Annotated in this window: 26 protein-coding genes and 1 tRNA gene; 19 read left to right on the forward strand and 8 right to left on the reverse strand. The window is 54.9% G+C overall.

What is annotated here, in order from left to right; genetic code table 11:
- Positions 1 to 187: 187 nt before the first annotated feature.
- Positions 188 to 277: transfer RNA gene (locus FEE96_RS05960), tRNA-Ser, on the reverse strand.
- Between the two features lie 211 nt (positions 278 to 488).
- On the opposite strand from FEE96_RS05960, the gene FEE96_RS05965 reads away from it, so the two are divergent.
- The 9 genes from FEE96_RS05965 (at position 489) to FEE96_RS06005 (ending at position 9088) form a co-directional block, all read left to right on the forward strand.
- Positions 489 to 1376 (forward strand): SPOR domain-containing protein, encoded by an 888-nt coding sequence (locus tag FEE96_RS05965; RefSeq protein WP_138162089.1) that lies wholly within the window; start codon positions 489 to 491, stop codon positions 1374 to 1376.
- A 48-nt stretch (positions 1377 to 1424) separates the two neighbouring features.
- The gene (locus tag FEE96_RS05970; RefSeq protein WP_425467299.1) at positions 1425 to 2576 is read left to right on the forward strand and encodes a D-alanyl-D-alanine carboxypeptidase family protein; all 1152 of its coding nucleotides are present in this window, start codon (positions 1425 to 1427) and stop codon (positions 2574 to 2576) included.
- Positions 2573 to 3208 (forward strand): dTMP kinase, encoded by a 636-nt coding sequence (gene tmk, locus FEE96_RS05975; RefSeq protein ID WP_138162091.1) that lies wholly within the window; start codon positions 2573 to 2575, stop codon positions 3206 to 3208. Before FEE96_RS05970 ends, tmk begins: the two co-directional genes overlap by 4 nt.
- Positions 3205 to 4332, forward strand: a complete 1128-nt coding sequence (locus FEE96_RS05980) for a DNA polymerase III subunit delta' (protein WP_138162092.1) — start codon at positions 3205 to 3207, stop codon at positions 4330 to 4332. Before tmk ends, FEE96_RS05980 begins: the two co-directional genes overlap by 4 nt.
- A gap of 43 nt (positions 4333 to 4375) precedes the next feature.
- Positions 4376 to 5191 (forward strand): TatD family hydrolase, encoded by an 816-nt coding sequence (locus FEE96_RS05985; protein ID WP_138162093.1) that lies wholly within the window; start codon positions 4376 to 4378, stop codon positions 5189 to 5191.
- Complete coding sequence (locus tag FEE96_RS05990) at positions 5191 to 5988, forward strand: MBL fold metallo-hydrolase (protein ID WP_138162094.1); 798 nt, start codon at positions 5191 to 5193, stop codon at positions 5986 to 5988. Before FEE96_RS05985 ends, FEE96_RS05990 begins: the two co-directional genes overlap by 1 nt.
- A gap of 74 nt (positions 5989 to 6062) precedes the next feature.
- The gene (locus tag FEE96_RS05995) at positions 6063 to 6995 is read left to right on the forward strand and encodes an AEC family transporter (RefSeq protein WP_138162095.1); all 933 of its coding nucleotides are present in this window, start codon (positions 6063 to 6065) and stop codon (positions 6993 to 6995) included.
- An 87-nt stretch (positions 6996 to 7082) separates the two neighbouring features.
- Entirely contained in the window at positions 7083 to 8285 is a 1203-nt protein-coding gene (locus FEE96_RS06000) for an NnrS family protein (protein ID WP_138162096.1), read from the forward strand.
- 98 nt (positions 8286 to 8383) lie between these two features.
- Positions 8384 to 9088 (forward strand): Crp/Fnr family transcriptional regulator, encoded by a 705-nt coding sequence (locus FEE96_RS06005; RefSeq protein ID WP_138162160.1) that lies wholly within the window; start codon positions 8384 to 8386, stop codon positions 9086 to 9088.
- On the opposite strand, the gene FEE96_RS06010 is transcribed toward FEE96_RS06005, so the two are convergent.
- Positions 9027 to 9284: a DUF1858 domain-containing protein gene (locus tag FEE96_RS06010; RefSeq protein ID WP_281278352.1), complete on the reverse strand. Its 258-nt coding sequence runs from the start codon at positions 9282 to 9284 to the stop codon at positions 9027 to 9029. The genes FEE96_RS06005 and FEE96_RS06010 overlap by 62 nt on opposite strands.
- 130 nt (positions 9285 to 9414) lie before the next feature.
- Between FEE96_RS06010 and FEE96_RS06015 the strand changes: the two genes are divergently transcribed.
- The 6 genes from FEE96_RS06015 to FEE96_RS06040 are packed head-to-tail and all read left to right on the forward strand — an operon-like array spanning position 9415 to position 14371.
- On the forward strand, positions 9415 to 9867 hold the full coding sequence (locus tag FEE96_RS06015; RefSeq protein ID WP_138162098.1) for a c-type cytochrome: 453 nt from the start codon (positions 9415 to 9417) through the stop codon (positions 9865 to 9867).
- An 11-nt stretch (positions 9868 to 9878) separates the two neighbouring features.
- Complete coding sequence (locus FEE96_RS06020; protein ID WP_138162099.1) at positions 9879 to 11249, forward strand: cbb3-type cytochrome c oxidase subunit I; 1371 nt, start codon at positions 9879 to 9881, stop codon at positions 11247 to 11249.
- A gap of 3 nt (positions 11250 to 11252) precedes the next feature.
- Complete coding sequence (locus FEE96_RS06025) at positions 11253 to 12050, forward strand: CbbQ/NirQ/NorQ/GpvN family protein (RefSeq protein ID WP_138162100.1); 798 nt, start codon at positions 11253 to 11255, stop codon at positions 12048 to 12050.
- Positions 12051 to 12054: 4 nt separating this feature from the next.
- Positions 12055 to 13959, forward strand: coding sequence for a nitric oxide reductase activation protein NorD (locus tag FEE96_RS06030; protein WP_138162101.1), 1905 nt, complete (start codon positions 12055 to 12057; stop codon positions 13957 to 13959).
- 2 nt (positions 13960 to 13961) lie between these two features.
- Positions 13962 to 14141, forward strand: a complete 180-nt coding sequence (locus FEE96_RS06035; protein ID WP_138162102.1) for a protein NnrT — start codon at positions 13962 to 13964, stop codon at positions 14139 to 14141.
- Positions 14138 to 14371 carry an NnrT protein gene (locus FEE96_RS06040; RefSeq protein WP_138162103.1) on the forward strand — a complete coding sequence of 78 codons (234 nt, stop codon included), beginning with the start codon at positions 14138 to 14140 and terminating at the stop codon, positions 14369 to 14371. The genes FEE96_RS06035 and FEE96_RS06040 overlap by 4 nt, the downstream gene beginning before the upstream one ends.
- 39 nt (positions 14372 to 14410) lie before the next feature.
- Here the strand turns inward: FEE96_RS06040 and FEE96_RS06045 are convergent, their stop codons facing one another.
- The 4 genes from FEE96_RS06045 to FEE96_RS06060 all read right to left on the reverse strand — a co-directional run bounded on the left by FEE96_RS06045 (position 14411) and on the right by FEE96_RS06060 (position 18608).
- Positions 14411 to 15442, reverse strand: a complete 1032-nt coding sequence (locus FEE96_RS06045; RefSeq protein WP_138162104.1) for an AbrB family transcriptional regulator — start codon at positions 15440 to 15442, stop codon at positions 14411 to 14413.
- Between the two features lie 61 nt (positions 15443 to 15503).
- Complete coding sequence (locus FEE96_RS06050) at positions 15504 to 17018, reverse strand: tripartite tricarboxylate transporter permease (RefSeq protein ID WP_138162105.1); 1515 nt, start codon at positions 17016 to 17018, stop codon at positions 15504 to 15506.
- 1 nt (position 17019) lies between these two features.
- The gene (locus tag FEE96_RS06055; protein WP_138162106.1) at positions 17020 to 17514 is read right to left on the reverse strand and encodes a tripartite tricarboxylate transporter TctB family protein; all 495 of its coding nucleotides are present in this window, start codon (positions 17512 to 17514) and stop codon (positions 17020 to 17022) included.
- Between the two features lie 110 nt (positions 17515 to 17624).
- The gene (locus FEE96_RS06060) at positions 17625 to 18608 is read right to left on the reverse strand and encodes a Bug family tripartite tricarboxylate transporter substrate binding protein (protein ID WP_138162107.1); all 984 of its coding nucleotides are present in this window, start codon (positions 18606 to 18608) and stop codon (positions 17625 to 17627) included.
- Positions 18609 to 18712: 104 nt separating this feature from the next.
- Between FEE96_RS06060 and FEE96_RS06065 the strand changes: the two genes are divergently transcribed.
- The 3 genes from FEE96_RS06065 to FEE96_RS06075 are packed head-to-tail and all read left to right on the forward strand — an operon-like array spanning position 18713 to position 21782.
- Positions 18713 to 19378 (forward strand): response regulator transcription factor, encoded by a 666-nt coding sequence (locus tag FEE96_RS06065; RefSeq protein ID WP_138162108.1) that lies wholly within the window; start codon positions 18713 to 18715, stop codon positions 19376 to 19378.
- A complete protein-coding gene (locus tag FEE96_RS06070; protein WP_138162109.1) occupies positions 19375 to 20760 on the forward strand; it encodes a sensor histidine kinase in 1386 nt (461 codons plus the stop codon). Before FEE96_RS06065 ends, FEE96_RS06070 begins: the two co-directional genes overlap by 4 nt.
- Positions 20761 to 20792: 32 nt before the next feature.
- Entirely contained in the window at positions 20793 to 21782 is a 990-nt protein-coding gene (locus FEE96_RS06075) for an ABC transporter substrate-binding protein (RefSeq protein WP_246079308.1), read from the forward strand.
- Positions 21783 to 21792: 10 nt separating this feature from the next.
- Here the strand turns inward: FEE96_RS06075 and FEE96_RS06080 are convergent, their stop codons facing one another.
- Positions 21793 to 22527: an aspartate/glutamate racemase family protein gene (locus FEE96_RS06080; protein WP_138162111.1), complete on the reverse strand. Its 735-nt coding sequence runs from the start codon at positions 22525 to 22527 to the stop codon at positions 21793 to 21795.
- A 23-nt stretch (positions 22528 to 22550) separates the two neighbouring features.
- On the reverse strand, positions 22551 to 23243 hold the full coding sequence (locus FEE96_RS06085) for a GntR family transcriptional regulator (protein ID WP_138162112.1): 693 nt from the start codon (positions 23241 to 23243) through the stop codon (positions 22551 to 22553).
- A gap of 128 nt (positions 23244 to 23371) precedes the next feature.
- Here FEE96_RS06085 and FEE96_RS06090 point away from each other — a divergent pair, with 128 nt between their 5' ends.
- A complete protein-coding gene (locus FEE96_RS06090) occupies positions 23372 to 25063 on the forward strand; it encodes a thiamine pyrophosphate-binding protein (protein WP_138162113.1) in 1692 nt (563 codons plus the stop codon).
- Positions 25064 to 25088: the final 25 nt, after the last annotated feature.

Consider the following 25088-nt stretch of genomic DNA (forward strand, 5'->3'; position numbering starts at 1 on the left):
GTCTTCAATGCATGCGCTGCTGACTAACGAGCCAGTGGCCGTTCGGAAAGGGTACCTACGATCTGTCATAGACAGGATCGATGTCGGTGAGAATTGCATCCAAATTCGAGGGCGACGCGCATCAATCGAGCAGGCGGTGCTGTCGGGCGAGGTTCACCCCTCAGCAGTTCCCACTTTTGTTCGTGAATGGCGGGGAGACAGGGATTCGAACCCTGGGAACGCTCTCACGTTCAACGGTTTTCAAGACCGCCGCATTCGACCACTCTGCCACCTCCCCGGTCGAAGTGGGGTTTAGGCGCTGTTTCGAACACTGGCAAGCGAAAAACAAAAACAACTTCAATTAGCTTGTTACGGGGATTTCTTGCCGAGCTCACAGTGACAGACTTTTCATGATACCCGCCACGCGCTATGGTGGCGCTATTAGAGGGCCAACCGGGGCAACCGGCACGGGGCGTAACGACGTCTACAAGACAGGCAAGGAATACATTATGAGTGACGCGAAGGTGACGAGATCCCAGGCTGCGCGCCTTACGATTGCCGTTGTGAGCCTTGCACTACTGGCCGCATGCGAAGAAGGCTCAATGCCCGACTTCTTGCAAGCCAACGACAGTGCAGGCGACAGTGCCCCGATAGCAAGCAACAGCACAAAACTTGTTGAGCGCGATGTCGAGGCACCGGATGTTTTCCAAGTCACTGAAGCAGGTCTGTGGGATGGCCGGCCGTCCCTTGGTGGCGTCTGGGTGGCACATCCAGACGCCAAAGATCCGGAACGTGTCATCATTCGTAACAGTGCCAACGGTAAGTTTGTAATTGGTGCCTTATTTCGCCGTGAGCGTGAAATTCCCGGCCCCAGGCTACAGGCGTCGTCAGATGCCGCTGCCGCTTTGGGAATGCTAGCCGGTGCACCTGTTGAACTGAATGTGACTGCTTTGCGCCGTGAAACGGTTGATGAAACGCCAACAATTGAAGACGCGGCAGACGTAGAGGTCGCAACGCTAGAGCCCAGTTCAGACATAAGTGGCGACATTTCACAAACCCAGCTTGATCCTATCGCGGGTGCGGCAGCCGCACTTGAGGCATCGACACCGCCAGCCCCCACTGCTCCGACACCGACCTCCACCCTACCAGCCAAGGTGTCACCGCTTGCCAAGCCCTATATTCAGATTGGGATTTTCAGCGTGGAAGCCAACGCCAAGCGCACAGCCGGGCAGATGCGGAATGCCGGAATGATCCCCACGGTTATTGAGCAAACGTCGAATGGTAAACCATTCTGGCGCGTCGTTGTTGGCCCCGCTCAAAGCAAGTCCGAACGTTCGGCACTTCTGAAAAAAGTCAATGCCGCAGGCTTTTCGGATGCCTATGCCGTCACTAACTAAGCGCTGGAGGGTACAGCTATGATCAAGATCCTGAAATCCTCGGCTAGGATGGTTGCGGTGGGCGGTTTGTTCCTAGGGCTATCCGTGTTGTCAGCAACTGCGTTCGAGACCAAGGCCCGCGCCGCCTATGTTCTGGACCAACGAACTGACACCGTTTTGTTGGCAAAAAACGCCGAACAGCCACTACCACCCGCCTCGATGTCCAAGTTGATGACGCTTTACGTTGCCTTTGAGGCGATCCGTGACGGGCGCTTAACTCTGGACGAGCAGCTACCTGTTAGCGAGCATGCGATGAGTTATGGCGGGTCTACCATGTTCCTAGATACAACTGACCGGGTTCGAGTCGAAGATCTGCTGCGCGGCATCATTGTCCTGTCAGGTAATGACGCCTGCGTGGTTCTGGCCGAGGCACTCAGCCCCGACGGCACCGAGGCAGGCTTTGCCCGTTACATGACCAAGCGGGCCCAGCAATTGGGCATGATGAATTCGACCTTTGCCAATGCCAATGGCTGGCCTGCTGCTGGACATCGGATGTCAGTGCAAGATCTGGCTATTTTGGCAGAACTTCTGATCGAAGATTTCCCGGAGTACTATCCTCTGTTCTCGGAGACCGAGTTCAAGTTTGACGGCAGAGCTCCTTCAAACACCAGAAACCGTAACCCTTTGCTTAGTCTTGGCATTGGTGCAGACGGGTTAAAAACGGGTCACACTTCCGAGGCAGGTTATGGTCTGGTCGGTTCCGCAATTCAGGGTGATCGCCGCGTCATATTTGTCGTATCGGGGCTAAACAGCACCGCTGCCCGCGCAGAGGAGGCCGAAGCCCTCGTTAACTGGTCGTTTCGCCAATTTACCAGCAAAACCATCGCGAAAGCCTCTGTTCCGGTGGCTCAGGCCGAAGTCTGGCGAGGCACGGAAAAAACCGTAGGACTGGTTCCTGCGGAAGACCTGACCGTGTTACTGCCTGCTCTGTCAGGCAAACAAATCAATGCAGAAGTGGTCTATACTGGCCCTATCGAAGCACCAATTGTAAAAGGCCAGGAGCTTGCCAAACTTGTATTGAAACCCGAAGATTTGCCTGAAATACGACTCCCGCTTGTCGCAGCCAAAGATGTGCCTAGTGGCGGTTTCCTGGTTCGCGTCATGAGTGCGGCAGATATTCTGGTTTCACGATTTCTAACCGGTCCCGAGGGGGCGATGTGACAATACTTCCGACGAACGGCCTGTTTCTGACATTTGAAGGTATCGACGGCTCGGGCAAATCCACCCAATGTCGTTTGCTAGCCGAAACTTTGCGTGAACAGGGCCATGAGGTTGTTCTAACCCGCGAGCCAGGTGGATCCAACGGTGCCGAAGAAATTCGCCGCTTGGTGCTTGAAGGTGACCCAGACCGCTGGTCTGCTGAGACGGAGCTTTTGTTATTCACAGCCGCCCGGCGCGACCACCTGGAACGCACGATCGAACCAGCTTTGGCGGCCGGGAAAGTTGTGATTTGTGACCGCTTCGCCGACAGCACCCGGATGTATCAGGGCCTGTCGCGTGGCAATCTGAGAGCACAGGTCGATAAACTGCATGAGATGATGATTGGCCGGGAACCAGATCTGACCATTCTGATCGACATGGACCCCGAAATTGGCCTGTCTCGTGCCAAAGGCCGGCAGACTGCCGAAGAGCGGTTCGAAGATTTTGGTCTCGAACTTCAGTTGAAAATGCGCGCCGGATTCTTGGCCTTGGCTCAAGAGTTTTCCCCTCGGTTTCGGGTGATCGATGGCACTCAATCTCTTGACGCAGTTGCCGCCGATGTTCTGACCCAGGCTCAGGCTGCGTTGTCATGAAAGGCAAAACGGTAGACGAAGACTTGCCGCGCGCCGATCAGGCTCCCGGTGCGCCACACCCGCGCGAAACCGAACAACTGTTTGGCCAGGAAGACGCCGAAACCGCTTTCTTGACGGCCTTCAATTCTGATCGCCTGCATCACGGCTGGCTCCTCACCGGCCCCCAAGGCATTGGCAAGGCCACCCTTGCCTGGCGCATCGCCCAGTTTTTGCTGGCCACGCCCCCCACCGATGATGGCTTGTTCGGCGCGCCGCCCCCGGTGGAAACGCTGGACATACCCCCAGACCACCCGGTCGCACACCGCATTCAGGCTTTGGCCGAACCGGGTCTCGCCGCGATCAGCCGCAGCTACAACGACAAGGCTAAACTGCGCAGCCAGATCGTGGTCGATGACATCCGAGCGTTGAACCGCTTCTTCGGCCTTTCGGCTACCGACGGAGGCCGCCGCGTAGTGATTGTTGATGCCGCCGACGACATGAACACAAGTGCTGCCAATGCTTTGCTGAAAATGCTCGAAGAACCACCAGCGCGCACAACTCTACTGCTGATCTCGCACCAACCGTCACGTCTGCTGCCCACGATCCGATCGCGCTGCCGCACTCTGCGCCTGTCGCCTCTTACCCCCGACGACATGCAATCTGCGCTGATACAGTCCGGTGCAGAACTCCCGAATAACCCGGATCACCTCGCGGCACTCGCAGCCGGATCCGTTGGGGCAGCCCTGCGCCTGCTAAACCTGGGGGGATTGCAAATCTATGCTGAACTGGTGCAAATCCTTGCTTCAATGCCCCGCCTCGACCGCCCGCGCGCCATGGCACTGGCTGAAGCCGCTGCCCAACGCGGTGCGTCCGACAAGTTCGAACTGCTGCTCACTCTGATTGACGTGGCGCTGGCCCGTCTGGCACGTACTGGGGCCATCGGCACCCCGCCAGCACCTGAGGCAGCATCGGATGAGGCAGACATGTTAAACCGCCTGTCCCCCACTCCGCAGGCGGCCCGAGTCTGGGCTGACCTTGCCGCTGAAGTCACGGCGCGGGTCCGCCACGGTCAAGCCGTGAACCTTGACCCTGCAGCGCTTGTCCTAGATACCGTTTTCAAGATGCAAACAACAGCGTCCCGCTAGACCACCGACGGTCCGCACCGACGCATCCGCGACAGAGACAGGCATGACCCAAACCACTGACACTCCACAGATCACTGACAGCCACTGCCATCTGGATTTTCCTGATTTCGAAGACCAACTGGACTCAGTTGTCGCCCGTGCCGCAGAGGCTGGGGTGACGCGCATGGTGACCATTTGCACCAAGCTCAGAAACGAACCCAACGTCCGTGCTATTGCCGAAGCTCATGCTCCCGTGTTCTACGCCGCAGGCACACATCCGATGAGCGCCGCGTCTGAACCAATGGCCACACTCGACGAACTTCTAACACTTGCTAAGCATCCCAAGTTTGTGGGCATTGGCGAAACCGGACTGGACTACCATTATACTGCTGACAGCGCTCAAGTTCAAAAAGACAGCCTGCGCATCCATATCGCTGCTGCGCGTGAAACCGGCCTGCCCTTGATCATCCATTCGCGTGCTGCAGATGAAGACATGACACGCATCCTGACCGAAGAAATGAACAACGGTGCGTTTTCCTGCGTCATGCATTGCTTCTCGTCCTCACCCGAACTGGCCCGTGCCACGCTGGACCTTGGCTGCTACCTGTCGATGTCGGGCATCGCTGCCTTTCCCAAAAGCCAGGAAATCCGTGATATTTTTGCAGCGGCGCCGATTGAACGGGTATTGGTGGAAACCGATGCTCCTTATCTTGCACCGCCGCCCCACCGTGGCAAACGCAACGAGCCGGCCTATACTGCCCATACCGCCCGCATTGGAGCTGAGGTCTTTGGTCTGGACTACGTAGATTTTGCTGCGCGCACCCAAGAAAATTTCGAACGCCTGTTCAGCAAGGCCGCGGCCTATACGGTTCCCGCCTAATGGGTGAATTGCGCTTTACCATCCTAGGCTGCGGTTCGTCCGGCGGCGTGCCGCGCTTGGGCGGTCATTGGGGTGATTGTGATCCCAACAATCCGCGCAACAATCGCCGCCGCTGCTCAATGCTGGTGGAACGCGACGGGCCAGATGGAACCACAACGGTTCTGATCGATACGACTCCGGATATGCGCAGCCAATTGCTGGGAACCAGTACAGGGCGTCTGGATGCGGTTCTGTATACCCACGCCCATGCTGACCATGTACATGGCATCGACGATCTACGGATGATCGTGTTCAACATGCGCCAACGGGTGCCGGTCTATGCTGACGGGGATACCCAGAACGCACTGTTGTCCCGTTTTGGATACGCATTTGTACAACCCGAGGGCTCTCCATACCCACCTATCCTCGACCTGCGCACCATCGATGGAACCGTAACCATCGACGGACCGGGTGGCGAGATTGATTTCCGTCCTTTCCGCGTCAATCACGGCTCGATTGATGCACTGGGATTTCGCATTGGTGACCTGGCTTATCTACCCGATGTCGCCGAGATATATGACGATGCGCTTGAAGAATTGAGAGATCTCGATTGCTGGATCGTCGACGCATTGCGTCGTAAACCTCACCCAACACATTTCCACTATGACCGAACGCTTGAGTGGATTTCCAAAATGGCGCCCCGTCGTGCCGTGTTGACCAATATGCATATTGATCTGGATTATGCCACTGTAGAGGCCGAAACCCCGGGCAACATCACACCTGCCTATGATGGTATGGTGATTAGGTATCCAACTTGAAGCCCGCTGTTTCAGTTTGCCAACCCCTTTCGCACTGGAGGCTGTTGTCCTTCGCCATTTATTGCAGGCAGTAGATGTTTCAGAACCTGATTGATGTCATCCTACCGGTTTTCTTGGTTATCGGCGCCGGTTATAGCGCTACCAGAGCTGGCTACTTCACACAGGATCACGTTGATGGGTTGATGAAGTTCACCCAGAACTTTGCTATTCCCTGCCTGCTATTTCGCGCGATTGCCAATCTAGACCTGGCAGCAAGCTTTGATCTGCGCCTATTGGCCAGCTTTTACGCGGGTGCTGCGATCTGCTTTACCATTGGAATCACTGGTGCTCGTCTGATTTTCAAGCGGGAGTGGGAAGACTGCGTAGTCATTGGGTTTTGCTGCCTGTTTTCCAATTCAGTCCTGCTGGGGCTACCAATCACCGAGCGCGCATATGGCGCCGATAATCTGACTGGTAACTTCGCCATCATCGCCTTTCACGCTCCATTTTGTTACGGGCTTGGCATCACCGTGATGGAAATCGTGCGCAACCGAGGGTCGGGTGGCGTCAAAACCTTGTCCTCTGTATTTTCAGCCATGTTCAAAAACGTGCTCATCCTGGCGATTGGCCTGGGTTTTGTCGTCAACCTGACCGGGCTGTACATTCCAGGCGCTATTGACGAAGCTCTCTCACTTCTGATCCGCGCCGCCCTGCCCGCCGCATTGTTTGCCCTTGGTGGTGTATTGGTGAAATATCGCCCCGAGGGTGATATGCGAACGATAGCATTTGTCTGCACGACCTCGCTGCTTGTCCACCCGTCTCTGGTCTGGATGTTTGGCACCTCGCTGGCTGTGCCGCAGGATCTGTTTCGGTCCGGCGTTCTGAATTCTGCAATGGCACCCGGGTTCAACGCCTATATCTTTGCCAACATGTACGGACGTGCCAAACGAGTGGCAGCATCGTCTGTGTTGATTGCGACAGGGACTTGTCTGTTTACAGTCTGGTTTTGGCTGACATTGCTGGGATGAAGCTGAACCTTGGATGTTTGTTTTATCGCAAGGTTGCAACGTTTCCCGTTCGCTATTGTGAAGCAAACTGATCTCAGGAGCTTTCAAATGTCGTCCTCAACCGCTCAGCAGATGCGCCAATGGCAGGGGCCTGCGCTCCTGTCTTATGGCTTTCGACCTTTCTTTCTGCTGGGCGCTCTTTGGGCAGGGCTGGCCATGGTCCTGTGGATCCTGAGCCTGTCTGGAACTCTAACTCTGCCCTCCGCATTTGATCCCGTCAGCTGGCACGCTCATGCTTTGTTATTTGGCTATCTTCCCGCAATTGTTGCCGGTTTCATGCTAACAGCAGTGCCGAACTGGACTGGGCGCCTGCCAGTAGTGGGCTGGTCCCTTGGGGGGCTGGTGGTGCTTTGGGTGCTGGGCCGACTTGCAGTTTTGTTTTCTTTCGCGCTGCCGCCTCTGTTGGTGGCATTGGTGGACCTGTCAGCGATGGTCGCACTGGCGACGGTCATGACCCGCGAGATCGTGGCTGGTAAAAACTGGCGCAACCTGATCGTTCTGGCAATGCTGGCCTTGTTGGTCCTGGGTAACGCCGTATTCCATATTGAGGCCGCACGCGGCGAATATGCGGCCAAAGGATATGGGCTGCGCATCGGACTTGCCGCCGGGGTCTTGATGATCTCAGTTATCGGTGGGCGTATCGTCCCATCGTTCACCCGCAACTGGTTGGTTAAGTCCGGTTCGGACTTCCGCCCTGCACCACCAATGCAGAAGTTCGATAAGCTGGTGTTACTGTACTCAGTTGTTGTGCTAGGATTCTGGGTGGCGCAGCCCGATAGCCTGTATGCCGGTGCGGCGTTCCTATTGTTTGGTGTCTTGCATGCCGTCCGATTGGCGCGCTGGTGTTCGCTGCAGACCCGATCCGAGCCGCTGCTTTGGGTGCTGCATCTTGGGTATGGCTTTATCCCCCTTGGCGCCTGGGGTCTTGGCACCGCGATGCTGTGGCCCAGCGTTATCTTGCCCGCCGCAGCCCAACATATCTGGATGGGCGGGGCGCTGCCACTGATGACCGTGGCGGTAATGGCGCGCGCCACCCTAGGTCACTCCGGCAACGCACTAAGTGCTGGTCCGGGCACTGTGGCAGTATTTCTAACCGTTCCAATTTCAGTTTTCGCCCGTGTTGCAGCTGGAGTTTGGCCCACCGGAGCCGAGACACTCTATCACCTTGCGGGCACAGCCTGGGTATTGGGGTTCCTTGGGTTTGTAGTAATTTACGGCCCGATGTTGCTGTCCCGGCGCCCGCCCAGCTAACGAAGACCGCTTTTGTGAGAGACTCTACCCTTGGAATTCAAGCGCAGCAGCGGTAGGCAAGCAGTGACACTTATCGCTAGGCGAAGGGCCCCGCTGTGCTGCAAAAACTCGATGAAAGCTTGCTGACGCATCTGCCGCCGTTTGCGAAACTGCACCGCAGCCAGATCCGTGCAATTCTGGATCAGGCCAGCTCCAAGCGGTTCGACCCCGAACAGACAGTGTTCAGCGAAGGTGAAACGGCCGAGCGGTTCTATATGCTACTGGACGGCTACATCCGGGTCATCCGCATCACCCCGGATGGCGAACAGGTGATTGCCCTGCACATACCAGCAGGCCAGCTCTTTGGGATTGCCCTTGCTATTGGACGAGAAAGCTACCCTGCGACTGCAGTGACCGCAGCCGAAAGCATTGTTCTGTCCTGGCCCACCAGATTGTGGACTGATTTCAGTACCAATTATGATGGCTTTGCTACCGAAACCTATAAAACGCTAGGTTCCCGTATCGGCGAAATGAACAATCGTATCCTGGAGATGGCTACTCAACATGTAGAGCAACGGGTTGCTAATGCGCTGTTGCGGCTGATCAACCAAACTGGCCGCAAGACAGAAAACGGTGTTGAGATTGACTTCCCTATTACCCGACAGAATATTTCTGAAATGACAGGAACAACCCTGCACACAGTCAGTCGCTTGCTCAGTGCCTGGCAAAAGCAGGGAATTGTCGAAAGCCAACGCAAGCGGGTCATGGTGCGTCAGCCACATCAATTGGTAGAGCTGGCCCAAGGCCCTCTCTCTTCGTCTTAACCGCCTCTGCCAATTCAGCACGAAATGCCTTTGGCTCCAGCTGGTATTCTTTGCAAGCGTCGGCAAGGGTGTGGAATGGGCGTATCTGACAGCCAACGCAGAGCATCTGATTTCTCAGGAAGACGTCGATTACCTGTGGCCAGCGATGCATTAGCTCTTCCAAGGTAAGATCCGGATTATCAAAGCAATCGATCAGACGTCCCTCCCTTTGCTAACTCCTGTTTCTAACGACAACAATAGCTCCGCAACGTTGTGCTAGAACAACCTTGGTGCATCCGACCTGCGTTAGGAGTCTTTTTAGTGAAATCTAAAAAGGAAGCCCCGTAATGGCAGAGATCCTTACAAAATCACGGGCGCGCAATATTTTTTACGGCGGATCAATATTCTTCGTCGTCATATTTGTGCTGCTGACTGTGCAAAGCCACCGATTCATCGTCAAAACCTCGACCGCAGGCATGGAATTGTCAGAAGCCGTGGTGCTGGGCAAACACGTCTGGGAACGCAATAGCTGTATCAACTGTCACACCATTCACGGCGAGGGCGCATATTTTGCGCCAGAGGTCGGCAATGTAATGACCCGCTGGGATGTTCAGGACGAACCCGAAGAGGCCTACGAGATGCTGGACGGTTGGATGAAATCCCAACCAAGCGGTGTCGAAGGCCGCCGTCAGATGCCCTTCTTTGACCTGACAGAAGAAGAAACCCGCGGATTGGCGGAGTTCCTACGTTGGGCCGATCAAACTGACACTCAGGGCTGGCCGCCCAACGACGCCGGTTGAGGAGAGAGATAATGAAATATCAATCACAAAAAGTGGCTTACGCCTACTTCCTTTGCGCCCTTGGCCTGTTCGCCATTCAGGTTCTGGGTGGGTTGCTGGCGGGCTGGATCTATGTCGCCCCCAATTTCCTGTCTGAACTCATGCCATTCAACGTAGTGCGCATGTTGCACACCAATGCACTCGTCGTCTGGCTGTTGCTTGGCTTCTTTGGTGGGGCCTACTTCTTACTTCCAGAAGAAAGCGAGCGAGAGATTTATTCGGTCAATCTTGCCTATCTTCAACTCGCTATTCTGGTTGTCGGCACACTTGGCGCTGTTGTCACATATGTCTTCAATCTGTTTCCGGGAAACTGGATGTTTGGGATGCAAGGCCGTGAGTTCATCGAACAGCCGACCTGGGTCAAACTCGGTATTCTGGTCGCTGCGCTGATTTTCCTGTTCAACGTAACCATGACTGTTCTTGCAGGTCGTAAAACCGCTATCAGTAATGTCTTGCTGGTTGGTTTGTGGCTGCTGTGCCTGCTCTGGGTTTTTGCCTTTATCAATCCAAACAACCTGAGCCTAGACAAGATGTACTGGTGGTTTGTGATCCACCTGTGGGTCGAGGCAACTTGGGAACTGGTGATGGCCGCAATCCTAGCCTTCCTGTTGCTCAAACTGACTGGTGTCGATCGTGAAGTCGTTGAAAAATGGCTCTATGTCATTGTCGCAACTGCCTTGTTCTCAGGCATTCTGGGCACTGGACACCACTTTTACTGGATCGGTACACCGGGATACTGGCAGTGGATCGGCTCGATCTTCTCGACCTTCGAAGTGATCCCCTTCTTCCTGATGATGAGCTTTGCCTTTGTCATGGTCTGGAAGGGCCGTCGTAACCACCCAAACAAAGCCGCTCTGTTGTGGTCTTTGGGTTCCTCCACAGTTGCTTTCTTTGGCGCTGGTGTCTGGGGCTTCCTGCACACATTGCACGGGGTGAACTTCTATAGCCACGGTACTCAGATCACAGCAGCTCACGGGCACCTTGCATTCTTTGGCGCATACGTTGCCCTGAACCTGGCCATGTTCGCCTATGCGATACCCATGCTGCGCCAGAAAGCGCCTTATAATCAGGTGCTGAACATGGCTTCATTCTGGTTGATGACCGGTGGCATGGCCTTCATGACCTTTGTCCTGACTTTTGCCGGCACCATCCAAACCCACATGCAGCGCGTACTGGGTGAAGACTTCATGTCGGTACAGGAAGGCCTGTCGCTATTCTACATCATGCGCTTTGGTTCGGGTTTGGCTGTCGCAATTGGCGCGCTACTATTCATCTATTCGATGCTGGTAGTTCGTAAACGCGAAGTCATCACACCTGGCAACCTTGCAGCTGCGGAGGACTAGAAAATGAACGCTGTGACGCCCGAAATGAACATCCCACACTATCAGCCAACTGGCCGCGAATGTGAGCTGTTTGAAATGGCGCAGAGCAACGGTTTGCCCCTTCTTCTGAAGGGGCCGACCGGCTGCGGCAAAACACGCTTTGTTGAGCATATGGCCGCCCGAATGGGCCGTCCTTTATATACTGTTGCCTGCCATGATGATTTGTCAGCAGCAGATCTGATCGGTCGCTACCTGCTACGCGGTGGTGAAACCGAATGGGTCGACGGACCACTCACCCGGGCTGTTCGGGAAGGCGCGATTTGCTACCTGGACGAAGTGGTCGAGGCCCGCAAAGATGTCACCGTAGTCCTGCACCCGCTGACGGATACGCGACGCGCCCTCATGATTGACCGTACCGGGGAAGAACTGATTGCGCCTCCTGGGTTCATGTTGGTGGCCAGCTATAACCCCGGCTATCAGAACGTACTGAAACGGATGAAGCCCTCTACCCGCCAGCGTTTCCTTTCGCTGACCTTTGATTTTCCGGATCAGGAAACCGAAATCGCAGTGGTAACCACCGAAAGTGGTCTGGACGTGGCCCGTGTCACTCCACTGGTGCGCCTAGGAGGCCATATCCGTAAGCTGTCCGGCATGGATCTCGAGGAAGGGGTCTCAACCCGCTTGCTGATTTACGCGGCCACCCTGATCGCCAAAGGTATGCCAATTGATCAGGCCCTTGAAGTGGCAATTGTCGAACCCTTGACTGACGATGCTGACGTTCAGACTGCGCTTCGCGACCTGATCGCAACCATCTACGGATAATACTATGGACCTGAGCCCGCTTGACCTGATGGAACCGGAAGAAACGGTTGGCAATCTCTGGCACGACTATGCCAGCGGCATTGGCGCTGCGCCGTCTTTTCCCGGTGCAGCTGTAAACTTGGCTCAAGTCCGCCCAAGCCTTGCCGTTCTGTTTCGCGCATTAGACGGCGCCCCGGGCGTCGAACTGGGGGATGCCCCAGGCCTGCCTGTCACACACCGTCGCGCTGCAAGGCACAAACTGGGCACTGGCGGGGACATTGTAGCTCAGGCCACTTTTGACGGAGAGCGGTTACGGCTGCCTCCAGTCATGGACCTCTTCCCCCAATTTGCATTGAACCGTGCAGCCTATTTCTGGCTTGCTGCACTGGCAGCAAAGACTGACATGTCGCAGATATATCTGCCGGACCCCAAAATCAGCCTACAAGATTTTGACCGTGCCCAGATCCATGCAAATGTGCTGGCGGCAGCGCGCGCCTTTGCGACCTGCCCCGGTTTGCGTGAAGTCTACGCAAGTCTCTGCCGCCATACGCTTCAAATGCGCCCTAGGCTACGGCTTCCAACTGCCGAAGCTAATATCGAACGACTCGTAAGCAACCAACTTTCTGGCCAGGCGGGTGATCAAGAGCTGTCGCAGGAGGCGCGAGGCTATCTCCCCTTTGCCCCCGTCCCAATTTGGCTCAGGTTTCTGCAGCCCGGCGCGGGCGACACCGCGCAGGCAGATCCGGACGAAGCCGCGCCGCCACCGCCGGCCGCAGGCGTAACGAAGCGAAAACTGGGGTTTCGTCGCGATCTGGACCAGGCCAACCGCAAAGACAGCTTTATTATTCACCGGTTTGAATCAATCCTCTCTTGGGTTGAAAGCATGAACCTTAACCGGTCTGTTGATGACGATGATGATGAGCATGCCCAAAAGGCCGCCGATGATCAGGATAACATCACCCTGACCAAAAATGATCGACGTGCCGCCACGCGGTTGCGGTTGCATTTGGATTTGTCTCCTGCAGATGCTGAGCATGAAAAACTGTCTGGTGAGTTCATCTATCCCGAGTGGAACCACCGCGCCCGTAGCTACATGGACGGCCACTGTCGAGTACTGGAAGCAGATGCCAAGCAGGATCCCGAGGCCGAAGCATTTATTCCAAACCCACACCAAATCAAGATGGTGCGCCGTCAGTTTGAGGCCCTGCGCCCCAAGCGGATCCTGCGCCCGAGGCAAATGGATGGCACCGAACTGGATCTGGATGCCGTCATTGCTTCACGGGTTGATCTAAAGGCCACAGGCGAAACCAGTGACCGCATCTATATCTCATCTCGACAGATTGAGCGCGATCTGGCGGTGGCATTTCTAGTCGACACCTCACGTTCAACCGAGGCTGCCGTTGGCGATACTTGCGTTAATGACGTCGCCCGTGACGCGCTTGCAGCGATGGCAGCAGGAATTGATGTGGCTGGTGATCGACTGGGAATTTGGGGGTTTTCTTCACTGCGCCGTGACCGGGTATTCCTGACAAAATGCAAGGGATTTGATGATCCTATGTCGCAAAGAATAACCGACAATATCTGTTCGCTCCGCCCCAGCCATTACACCCGTTTGGGCGCTGCTATTCGCCATACCTCGGCGATGCTGGCCAAGGAAACAGCCACTCGAAAATTGCTGATCGTCCTGACAGACGGCAAACCCAACGATCTGGACCACTATGAGGGCCAACACGGCATCGAAGACAGCCACATGGCGGTGCGCGAAGCCCGCCGCGTCGGTATATCCCTCCATGGCGTCATTATTGATGAAGATGGCCAGGACTGGTTTGCCCGTATTTTTGGCCGCGGTGGCTTCACTTTGCTACCGCACCCGCAACGGCTGGCCAACGCCCTACCCGATATCTACCGCACCCTGACACTGGAGACCTGAACATGAAACGCCTCCTCGCTTTGCTGACTTTGTCGATTTCAGCTTCACCACTTTTCGCCGCTGGCTACACCCGCCCTGTGCCACAGGCCCAATCCGCAACAGCGGAATTCTGGTTTGCCCTTGCCTCATTGGCCCTAGTCGCCGCGCTATTTGCGGTGCACAAGATTATTTTTAGAAAATGACCAAATCCGGCTGGCCCACCTGGAAAATAACTCTGGCGCTCTATCCATTTGGAGTGGGCGCCTTTGCAGTGAACGTGTTTTTTGCCTCCCTCATCGGTAGCTGGGTTGGCGGCCCAGTTCTGACCACGGCTTGGTCACTGTTTCTTGGCGCTCTGATCGCCCTGCCTGCGACATGGTATTTCTCCAAACATATCCGAAACCTGATGGATCAAGCAGATCTGAGCAACTGACCGAAGAGCTCGAGGCCAAGGCAGATTTACCCAATAGTTCTATTTAAGTCGCGACAGCAACAAAGGTGCCAACATCACAACCAACGCGATCCGAAGAATATGGTGTAAAACAACATAGGTTAGGTCTGCGCCAGCAATGATGGCCAGTACCACCATCTCGCCCTGCCCACCCGGCAAATAGGCTAAAAATGCGTCCAGCGCGGGTGCAATCGCCAAGCCACTCACAGCCAGAATGAACACCGCGCTGACAGAGGCCAGCAGTACCCCATTTGCAATGCCGGCCAACACCACCTTGCGCAATTCCCCCAAGGTCACACCAACATATTTTGCCCCAACCGCCATGCCGATAAAAAATTGGCAAGCCCAGATCATTTCAGCAGGTGGTCGCTGAGTGATGATGCCAGACAGACTCAACCCAGCGGTCAGTAACATCGGTCCTATGATTGAAGCGCCAAGGATATTGAGCCGTGTCGCAATCCCCCAGCCCGCCAATCCGGCAACGACCATCCAAGCAAGCTGTGTCAGCGGAGTGTCACTGGCATTGCTACCCGGGCGCGCCAACAGATCCACTTGCCACAGCATATTCAGTACAAACGGTGCCACACTGACGATCAGTAAAATGCGAGTGGCATGCACTAGCGACAGCACCCGCAGATTGGCCCCGGCCAATTCTCCAAACACCATCAGATCCTGCAACCCACCAGGCATAGCGCAATAATAGCTGGTTACTTTGTCAAACTTGAAAAGGTGCCGCATCAAGGGAAACGACAGCAATGCCACCGAGACAACAAAAACAGGCACCAACATCAGGGAACCAGCCATCTTGGGCAGCGCAGATACCACGTCAGGTGTGATCGATGACCCTGCTGCCACTCCCAATATGGTGCGGAACGCCATTCCCAACTGTCCCATCCCCATCATCTTTACGCCCCCAAGCGCAAACAGCAGACACATCAACATCGGGCCAAGTAAGAAGGGTAAGGGAAACTTCGCCCACAAAAATAACATCACTCCAAACAGAGCAATAACTGCCGTGAGCAAACGCGGCTTGAGCTGAAGCGTAGAGATCATTTGGATTTTCCGGAGGTCAATAAGTAATCAGGGGAGCCTGCGCCCCCCCAATTTGTTAGTTTTAATCGCCGTCAGCGATGCCTTTGGCTCGGTTTCGTGCTCTCCGGGCGCGGTAGCTGGGTAAAACAATCAGGATCGCAGCTATTCCCAGAAGGCCCATCGTCATTGGCCGTTCCACGATAAACTGTATGCCATCATATATTTGCATCGAGCGAGCAAAGTTATCTTCCAACATTGAGCCAAGGATGAACCCAATCAGAAGCGGCGCCAGAGGATAGTCTGCAAACCGCAACACCGTTGCGCAGATCCCAAGTCCCACAAGCAACAGCAGTTCAGTTGCGTTATTCTGACCAATATATGCGCCCATCATGGTAAAGAACAAAATGAACGGGATCAGGTAGTTGCGAGGAACGGCCAGAACCTTGGCGATGTAAGGGATCAACGGCAGGTTCAGGACCAGCAGAACCAGGTTACCGATATACATCGAAATGATAACCGCCCAGAAGATCTCTGGCTGATCCACCATCAACCGCGGACCCGGGTTAACGTTCAGCGCAATCAAGGCACCCAACAGGATCGCTGTAGTCCCTGACCCAGGAATACCCAGTGTCAGCAGTGGCACAAACGAACCGGTACAGGCTGCATTGTTGGCAGCTTCAGGAGCAGCCAAACCTTTGACCGACCCCTTGCCAAACTGATCCTGTTCTTCTTTGGGCGCAATATTACGTTCCACAGCATAGCCAAGGAACGAAGCGATTGTCGCGCCTGCCCCCGGCAGCACGCCAATCAAAAAGCCTTGAATTGACTGGCGACCAATGACCGGTGCGATCGACTTGGCTTCGGCTTTGGTGATCCGCAGATCTTTGATTTCGCCGCCGGTTTCGTTGTTGGACCGCGAAGGGTCCAGCACCAAATACAGCGCCTCAGGCAGAGCGAACATCGCCATTGCCAGCGTGATAAAGCCAAAGCCAGACTGCAGATCCATGATGCCCATGGTGAAGCGCGGCAAGTTGAACAGCGCGCCTTCGCCCACTGTGGCCATGATCAGACCCAGAACTGTCATCAACATCGCTTTGGCCACCTGACCGGAGCCCGCGAATGCTGCAATGGCGGACAGGCCAACAACCATAAGTGCAAAGTACTCGGACGAATGGAACAGCAGGGCGACAGTAGCCAGAGCCGGTGCAAAGATCATCAACAGGATGGCACCGATAGAACCACCACAAAAAGATGAAATCGCAGCAACGGTCAGCGCCTTGCCCGCTTTACCAGCGCGCGCCAGCGGATAACCGTCAAACGAGGTGGCAACGGTCGAGGCAACCCCCGGTGCGTTGATCAGGATCGACGAGGTCGAGCCGCCAAAAATCGCACCATAATAAACGCCAGCCAGCAAGATCAGCGCCGCAGATGGATCACCGATGGTGATCGCTACGGGGATCATGATGGAAATGATGCTCATCGGGCCCAGTCCGGGCAGCATTCCGATGAAGGTACCAATCAGACAGCCTCCGATGACCATCATAAGGTTTGTCAGTGTAAAGGCCGTGGACAGCCCGATCATAATGCCTTCGAGCATATCAGCCTCCGGTTCCAAAAACATATGGCAAGGGTCGCAGATAGATCCCAAGCACTTGTTGCACTAAATACCAAACCAACCCGGTTGCCAGCAGCGTCACCGGCAGTAGGAACTGCAGTTTCCGCTCCCCCAATACCATCGCCCCGAGTGTTAGAAACGCGACGGTGGAAATCAAGAAACCAACAGGCCGCAGCATCAGCGCATAACCTGCCATCATCGCCAGCAGCAGCAGCGCCTGGCCCAAGTTGTAGTCCATCAAACGGCGGTAATTGATATCGCCTTCTTTGGCTTCGTCATCGCTTTTTCCCTGTCCCAACAGGATAATCAGCGCACATGTGATGGCCAAAACTGAAAGTACCTTTGGAAAGGTGCTGGGCCATATTGCGTTGCGTTGCATGAAAGGCGGCAAGCCGGCATCCATGGTGAAAAAGGCCGCGTATCCATAAGCCATGCAGATCATCAGGATGATCAATGCGATCCAGCGATCAAGCGCCATAGGATCCTCCCAAACGTGGTTTACCCTATCCAACCCATATAGGGCGCCAGATGAGAGTTTCGTAAAAAAGCCCGGGGCAGGACGAGCCCACCCCGGGCAAATGCTCTTGCTTAACGGAAGCCAAGCTCGGACATCAGTTCGCCAATGACTTTTTCCTGCTCTTCAAGAAAGCTGACAAAGTCTGGCCCACTGTTGTGGATGTTGACCCAACCGTTACGCTCACGCACAGCTTCCCACTCAGGGGTGTCGTACATTTTGCTCAGAGTGTTCTGATACACGGCCAGACGCTCGTCAGACAGGCCTGGTGCTGCAAAGAAACCGCGCCAGTTTACGAACTCGGCTTCGATGCCCTGCTCTGTCATAGTTGGCGCATCTGCATAGGCCGAAACCCGGTCACCAGAGGTCACACCGATGATTTTGACCTCACCCGCGTTTGCCAGATCTACTGCTTCAGAGAAACCAGTCGACAGAGCCGCGATTTCACCCGACAGCAGAGCGGCCATTGCCATTCCGCCAGCATCGTAAGGGATGTACTTGACGGCCGTTGGATCTTCACCTGCGGCCTTCATGACCATCGCTGCAACCAAGTGGTCCATGCCACCCGGAACCGAACCACCGCCGATGGCGGTTTTACGTGGGTTGGCCTTATACGCTGCAATCAGATCACCCATCGAATTGATTGGGCTGTCTTTGCCAACAACAAACGCAGCATAATCGCCGATCGTACCAGCAACCATAGTCAAGTCGCGGAAGTTGTATGGGAAGACCCCTGTCAACGACCGGATGACGATAGGTGTCGAGTTCACCATCAGAGTTCCGTGCTGGCTTTCCGCGTTCTCGATCATAAAGCCGATCGCCTTGCCGCCGCCGCCGCCTGACATATTTTCATAGCTAGCAGTGCCTACGATGCCTGCTTTGGTCAGCGCTTCGCCTGTACCACGTGCAGTGCCGTCCCAACCACCACCGGCACCACCGGGGATCAGAAAGTGTAGACTGTCTAGAGTTTTTTCCTCAGCCATTGCTGGGGCACCAAGCGCTACAACAGCCGCAGCAGCCGCCATCATCGCACGTCGAGTCAGTTTCAAGTTAATCATTTTGTCCTCCCATTTGACAAATCACGGCTTAGCCGCTCATGACTAAAAGGATCACGGCAAGCTGACACAAACCTGTCACGGCAGCAGAAAGGACCATTGACCAGATGCGTTTCCTATTGGTTGAAGACAACATCAGCCTAGCCACCGCGGTTTTGGACCGGCTGCGGATGGATGGTCATGTCATCGACCACGCAGCCAATATTGCCGCAGCCGAGGACTTTTCTGCCACCGCGGACTACGACTTGATATTGTTAGATATTATGCTCCCAGATGGCGATGGCCGCGCCTTTCTGAGGGCCCATAGAAACCGGTTGGTGGAAACTCCGGTTATCGTCCTCACGGCTCGGTCAGAGGTCTCGGACCGGGTCGGAATGCTGGATTTAGGAGCCGATGATTACATCACCAAACCGTTTGATTTCTCCGAGTTAGAAGCACGCTGCCGGGCAGTCTTGCGGAGGCATGGTGGTGACAGCTCCAACCAAAAACGATTCGGGGACCTCATTTTCAATCCTCTTGCAGGAACTTTATCGGTCGGCGACAAGACTATCACCCTGCGAAACAAAGAGTTGCGATTGCTGGAAATTTTCCTCAGCGGCCCAGACCGTATTTATTCAAAGCCCAAACTGGTTGATCGCTTGTTTTCTTATGACGAAGACGTCTCGGAAAATGCCATCGAAGTCTATGTTGGTCGGTTGCGTAAGCATTTGTCAGGTTCCGGGGTCGAGATTACCACTGTGCGGGGACTCGGATACAGGATGTCGCTGGCATGAATGAACCATTGCAAACCAGTGGATCTCTACGCCGTCGACTAATGCTACAACTGGTTGGCAGCGCAGCGTTTTTGGCGACGCTGTTGTTTTTTGTAGTGCTGGGTTTTGCGCGCGACGTGGCGCAACAAACCCATGACAGTATCCTGCTTGCCTCAGCCACCTCAATCATGGATTCAGTTTCCGTGCAGGCCGACGAAATTACCGTCGACATTCCATACGCGGCTTTGTCTATGCTGGGGAATGTCAGCAATGATAGAGTGTTTTATCGTGTCTCGACACGCGACGACGTTCTGACTGGGTATGAGAACCTTCCTACAACCAGCCAAAGCGTTCGATCTGGGCATTCAGCCTTTGATACACTGACTTACAAAGGTGACAGTATTCGCATGGTGACCTCGTTACGACGCCTGTCGCTGAATAGTGCGCCAGCCGACATCATTATCTCCGTCGCTCAGACCCGTGAAGGTCAAGCCGCACAGCTTGCACAGTTGTCGCGATCAGCGATGCAGCTTGGACTAGGTTTTTTTCTGGTCGCAACAATACTGGCAATCTGGGCCGCGCAATCCAGTATTAGACCACTAAAACAACTCACCGAGGCTGTCTCACGACGTGGTCCCAAAGACCTGCGGCCAGTTCAGCGGCCTGTTCCTAGCGAAATGATCCCTCTGGTCTCCTCTTTGAACCGATTTATCGGCCGGCTACGAGTGTCTTTAACAAGGTCAGAGGATTTTATTGCCGAGGCGGCTCACAGAGTGCGCACACCGCTGGCAACAGTCAGAACCCAAGCGGAAATCACTCTGCGTAGGGTAGACAGAGCCGAAAACCGCGCCTCGCTGCGTGAAATGATCCGCGCTATAGACGAAAGCTCGCGTGCTGCCGGGCAACTGCTGGATCATGCCATGGTCACCTTTCGTATCGATAGTTTGGAGCGCAAGGCGATTGATCTAACTGAACTAGGCCGAGAACTGGTTGACCGACTTCAACCCATCGCGGAGCTGAAAGACATAGATCTGCATTTCTTCGGAAGTGGAAATCCCAAAATCACCGGTGACGCAATCTTGATCCAAAACGCTGTACGCAACATTTTGGACAACGCTATCAAATACTCCCCAAATGAAAGCGCAATTCAGGTAAGCACTCGCCAAAACGGCAATACGGCGCGGATCCAAGTTGAGGACGAGGCAGGCGGTTTTGTAGGAATGGACACTGATGCACTTACCCAGCGGTTTACACGTGGCGAAAATGCGGCTGGCACCATCGGCTCGGGACTGGGGCTAACCATCGCCCGTGAAGTCGTCGAAGCTCACGGTGGCGTCCTAATAATTGAAACCAGCAAGACCGGAACAGGCGCATGCGTATCTCTTTGCTTTCCTTTGCACTAATCCTAGCGAGCGCTTTCTCCGCGGTACTGGCGATGCCCACCACGAGTCGTGCGTTTGAGGTCGAGGAAAACCGGTATTTTGGTCCAAAAGACAGCGATGCTCTTAAAATACTTTCAACCACCGACACGGACCTTTTGGCACCGTTGATTGGCAGCTTTCTCGCACTAAATCCCGGCGTTGCAATTGACTACACCAGCGTCAGCAGCGCCGAGCTGATGAAAGCGGTCATGCTTGAAGGGGCAGAATTCGACCTCGCGCTGTCTTCGGCCATGGATCTGCAGGTTAAACTGGCCAATGATGGCTATACGCTTGCGCATTATTCGGACTTGATTGATTTGGTCCCAACCTGGGGAACCTGGCGCAACCATGTCTTCGCATTCTCACAAGAGCCCGCATCAATTGTGATTTCTCCTGCAGCATTTGCAGGGCTGGAACTTCCTCGCTCACGGCAAGAGCTGATTTCGCTGCTTCGTAAACACCCAGACCGGTTTCGAGGACGCATTGGGACATATGACGTTCGCACCAGCGGTCTTGGCTATTTGTTTGCAACCCAAGATGCCCGCACATCAGAATCCTACTGGCGGTTGATGGAAATCATGGGGGGATTAAAGATCAGGTTGTTTTGCTGCTCTGGGGACATGATCGAAAACGTAGCGCGTGGCGACATTGCCGTCGCGTACAACGTACTGGGAAGCTATGCGCGCGCGCGCAAAGATCTGGCCTCCCGGATCACGATTGTTGAGCCAGAAGACTACACCAACATGATGCTACGCACCGCTGTTGTGCTGCGCACAGCAAAACATCCTAAACTGGCGGGAGCATTTATTGACCACCTGCTCCGCGCGGCCTGGGACACACCGGACGTGCCCGAATACCCATTTCACCGCTACCCCATCTCTGACGAAGCCCAGAACGCCCCCTTTCGCCCGATCCAGATGGGGCCAGGGCTACTTGTTTTTCTGGATCATCTAAAACGTAAACGGTTCTTGGCCGAGTGGCACAGCACGGTGCAACAGAACTAAGTCACTGCTGTCACCAACGAGGATCATCCAGTTCAAGTGGGAACCCGCGCGGCATAATTCCCGACTGGAACCACTTGATGAACGAATAGATCGAGAACACCGGCAACCCAGTGACTTTGCGGATGTCACGGGCATATGGCACCATATTGGTACATTCCAACACGATGGCGCCAACATCAGGGTGGCTCTGTACCATCTCAAGCCCCGCATCGATCATATCCAAACGGCACGACTCAAAATCGATTTCCAATTTGTCGCCCAAGATGCTCGTGGTGAGGTTACGCCCGCCTTCGGTACCAACGATTGGCGTATCAACTGGGGCTCCAGCGGCAATCATGTGATCGTCTGTCAGTGACGTTTTTGAAATAGTGATCACGCCGCAGCGTTTCCCCGCTGGCAAGAGGTTTTGCACCATAGGCACCTGCATCAAGGAAGAGGTCGCCACCGGTACACCCAGCGCCTGTTTTATGTCGTCCTGAATCAGCGCCAGAAAACCACAATTGGTGGTGATGCCATCGCAGCCAGATCGCACCAGATCGCGCCCTGCTTCGATGAAACTATCGATCAGTTCATTAGGGCTATTGCGTACAACTTTGTCCGGTGTGGCACCCGGAACAACCCGGTATTGAACTGGGAAGTCCCAGGTCATCGCATTTCCCATGTCACCGTAGATTCGGGGGAATTGGGTTTCCAGCATCAGGATGCCAACTGTGGCCCCATAAACGGTTTTACCGCCCTGTTGCATTGGGAGTCCTTCCTAGTGATCTTCTAATCTTGCGGTACATATAATTGCGAAAATGCAATTTGCACTGCCTCGGTCGCGGCTTCTCGTCGTTTCTCAATGTGTCCTCGCATTGCAGCCTCCGCAGCAGCTGGATCTCGGCCTGACAGCGCAAGGAAAATTCGGCTATGCGCTGACAATTCACCCGGCACCCGTTTGCCGGTTTTGTCGCGTAGGCGTTTGAGATCAATCAGACGGATATAACGGATGCGATCATTCAGATTTCTCAGCATCCTTCCCAGTTCATCATTCCCTGACAACTGCGCCAACCGTAAGTGGAATGCCTCATCCATCGCCAGTTGCTCCGCCGGATCAGAGCCGCTTTCATAATCCGGTTCTATCTGTTCAAGATAATCTCCGAGTGCCGTGATCTCATGATCTTTTGCGCGTCGACACGCTAGCCGTAACGCCTCACATTCAATCGCCACCCGTGCTTCGTACAGGTCGAGTATATATTTTGGCGTCAATGAGCGACAGAAGAACCCCCGGTTATTCTGAAAAGTAAGAAACCCCTCTGCGACCAGACGGTTAAGCGCCTCACGCAGTGGCGTACGACTGGCACCCAGCAGTTTGGACAACTCGCTTTCGTTGATGCGTTGATCAGGTTTGAACGCAAAATCCGCCGCCATCTGACGCAGCGATTCATACACTCTATCCACGTTGCTTAACTGCTTGGACATTTTGTGGCTCACCTTGAGTTTGGGCAACGCTACAAGGGAATTGACATGAGCGCAAGTTTGTATTCTAAATTGTATACAATTCTGTATGCGCCAGTTTCCAGAGCGCATTTAGGTCAAAGGAAATCGGAATGACATCCAAATTGAATGGCGCCGAAGCCATGGTTCAAATGCTCGAGGCACACGGGGTAAAACATATTTTCGGGCTTTGTGGCGACACGACACTGCCCTTCTATGATGCAATGCTGCGTGGCGATCATGGCATGACACATGTGCTGACCCGCGATGAGCGTAGCGCGACATACATGGCTGACGGCTATTCGCGCGTGACCGGCCGGGTTGGTGTTGCAGAAGGTCCATCTGGCGGAGGCGCAACCTACATCCTCCCCGGCCTGATTGAAGCGACTGAGAGTTCTTATGCTGTGTTGGGCATCACTACAGACATTTCAGTTGGGTCTTACGGGAAATATCCGCTGACCGAAGTCGACCAAGACAGATTGATGCAGCCACTGACCAAGTGGAACACGGTGATCAAACAGTCGGCGCATATTCCGCGCATGGTACGTACTGCATTTCGCGCCATGACAACTGGCCGTTCAGGGGCCGCGCATCTTGGCCTGCCCTACGACATTCAATACGATCAGGTCGACCCGTCAGATATCTGGGCTGACCCAAAGCACCAAAGCTACCCCGCCTATCCTCAAGCGCCGGAACAAGGCGCTGCTGAAGCCGCCGTGGACGCAATCCTGTCCGCCAAAAAACCGCTGATCGTCTGTGGTGGTGGTATTGTGATATCCGGCGCAATGGAGGAGTTGTCTCGCCTCGCGACCCGGCTCGATATTCCTGTGGCCACCTCGATCTCTGGTCAAGGCTCTCTGGCCGAAACCCACCCCAACTGTCTGGGTGTTGTTGGCTCGAACGGCGGCACAGATCAAACCTGGGAATTGATGGAACAAGCCGATCTTGTGGTCTTCATGGGCTGCCGTGCAGGCTCAACCACAACCTCCCGCTGGGAAGCCCCCACTGCAGCCGCTCGGATTGTACACTTTGACAATGACCCCATGGTGATTGGTGCAAACTACCGGACCGAAGTGGGTGTCGTTGGAGATCTGCGGCTGGCCCTCGCTCAGGTAAACGCAGTTTTAGATGCGGGCGATCAGGGTGCTGATACCTTTGGTGGCGCAACCGCCATTGCCGACATCAAAAAGCGCAAGTTTGACGTGTTCCGGAAATTCGCTGCCAGCGATGAAGCACCAATTCGCCCCGAGCGGGTGATCGATACCTTGATGAAGGTGCTGCCGCCTGATGCAACTGTAGTGTCAGATCCCGGCACCAGCTGCCCTTATTTCTCGGCCTACTACCAGCTGCCTCAGGCAGGGCGTTATTTCATTACCAACCGCGCACATGGGGCACTTGGGTATTCGCTATCTGCGGCTCTGGGCGCATGGTTCGGGCGACCTAGCAGCAAGGTCGTGGCCCTGATGGGGGATGGTTCGTTTGGGTTCACAGTGGGTGAATTGGAAACCGTATGCCGGTGTCGCGCGCCAATTACATTTGTTGTGTTCTCCAACTCAAACTTTGGCTGGATCAAAGCGAGCCAGCATGCAGACAAGGATGCGCGCTATTACAACGTTGACTTCAACCGCACCGATCATGCGGCTATCGCTGCTGCCTACGGGGTTAAAAGCTGGCGCGTTGAAAACCCTGCGGATCTGGAACGGGTGATGCGGGAAGCGGTTGACCATGACGGGCCGACATTGATTGATGTGGTGACACAGCCGCTAGAGGAAACCAACGCACCTGTTCGGCGTTGGATGGGCTAAACGGCCTCAGCACCTGCAGTCCATG

It is taken from the genome of Parasedimentitalea maritima, from assembly GCF_005771405.1.
Taxonomy (GTDB): domain Bacteria; phylum Pseudomonadota; class Alphaproteobacteria; order Rhodobacterales; family Rhodobacteraceae; genus Parasedimentitalea; species Parasedimentitalea maritima.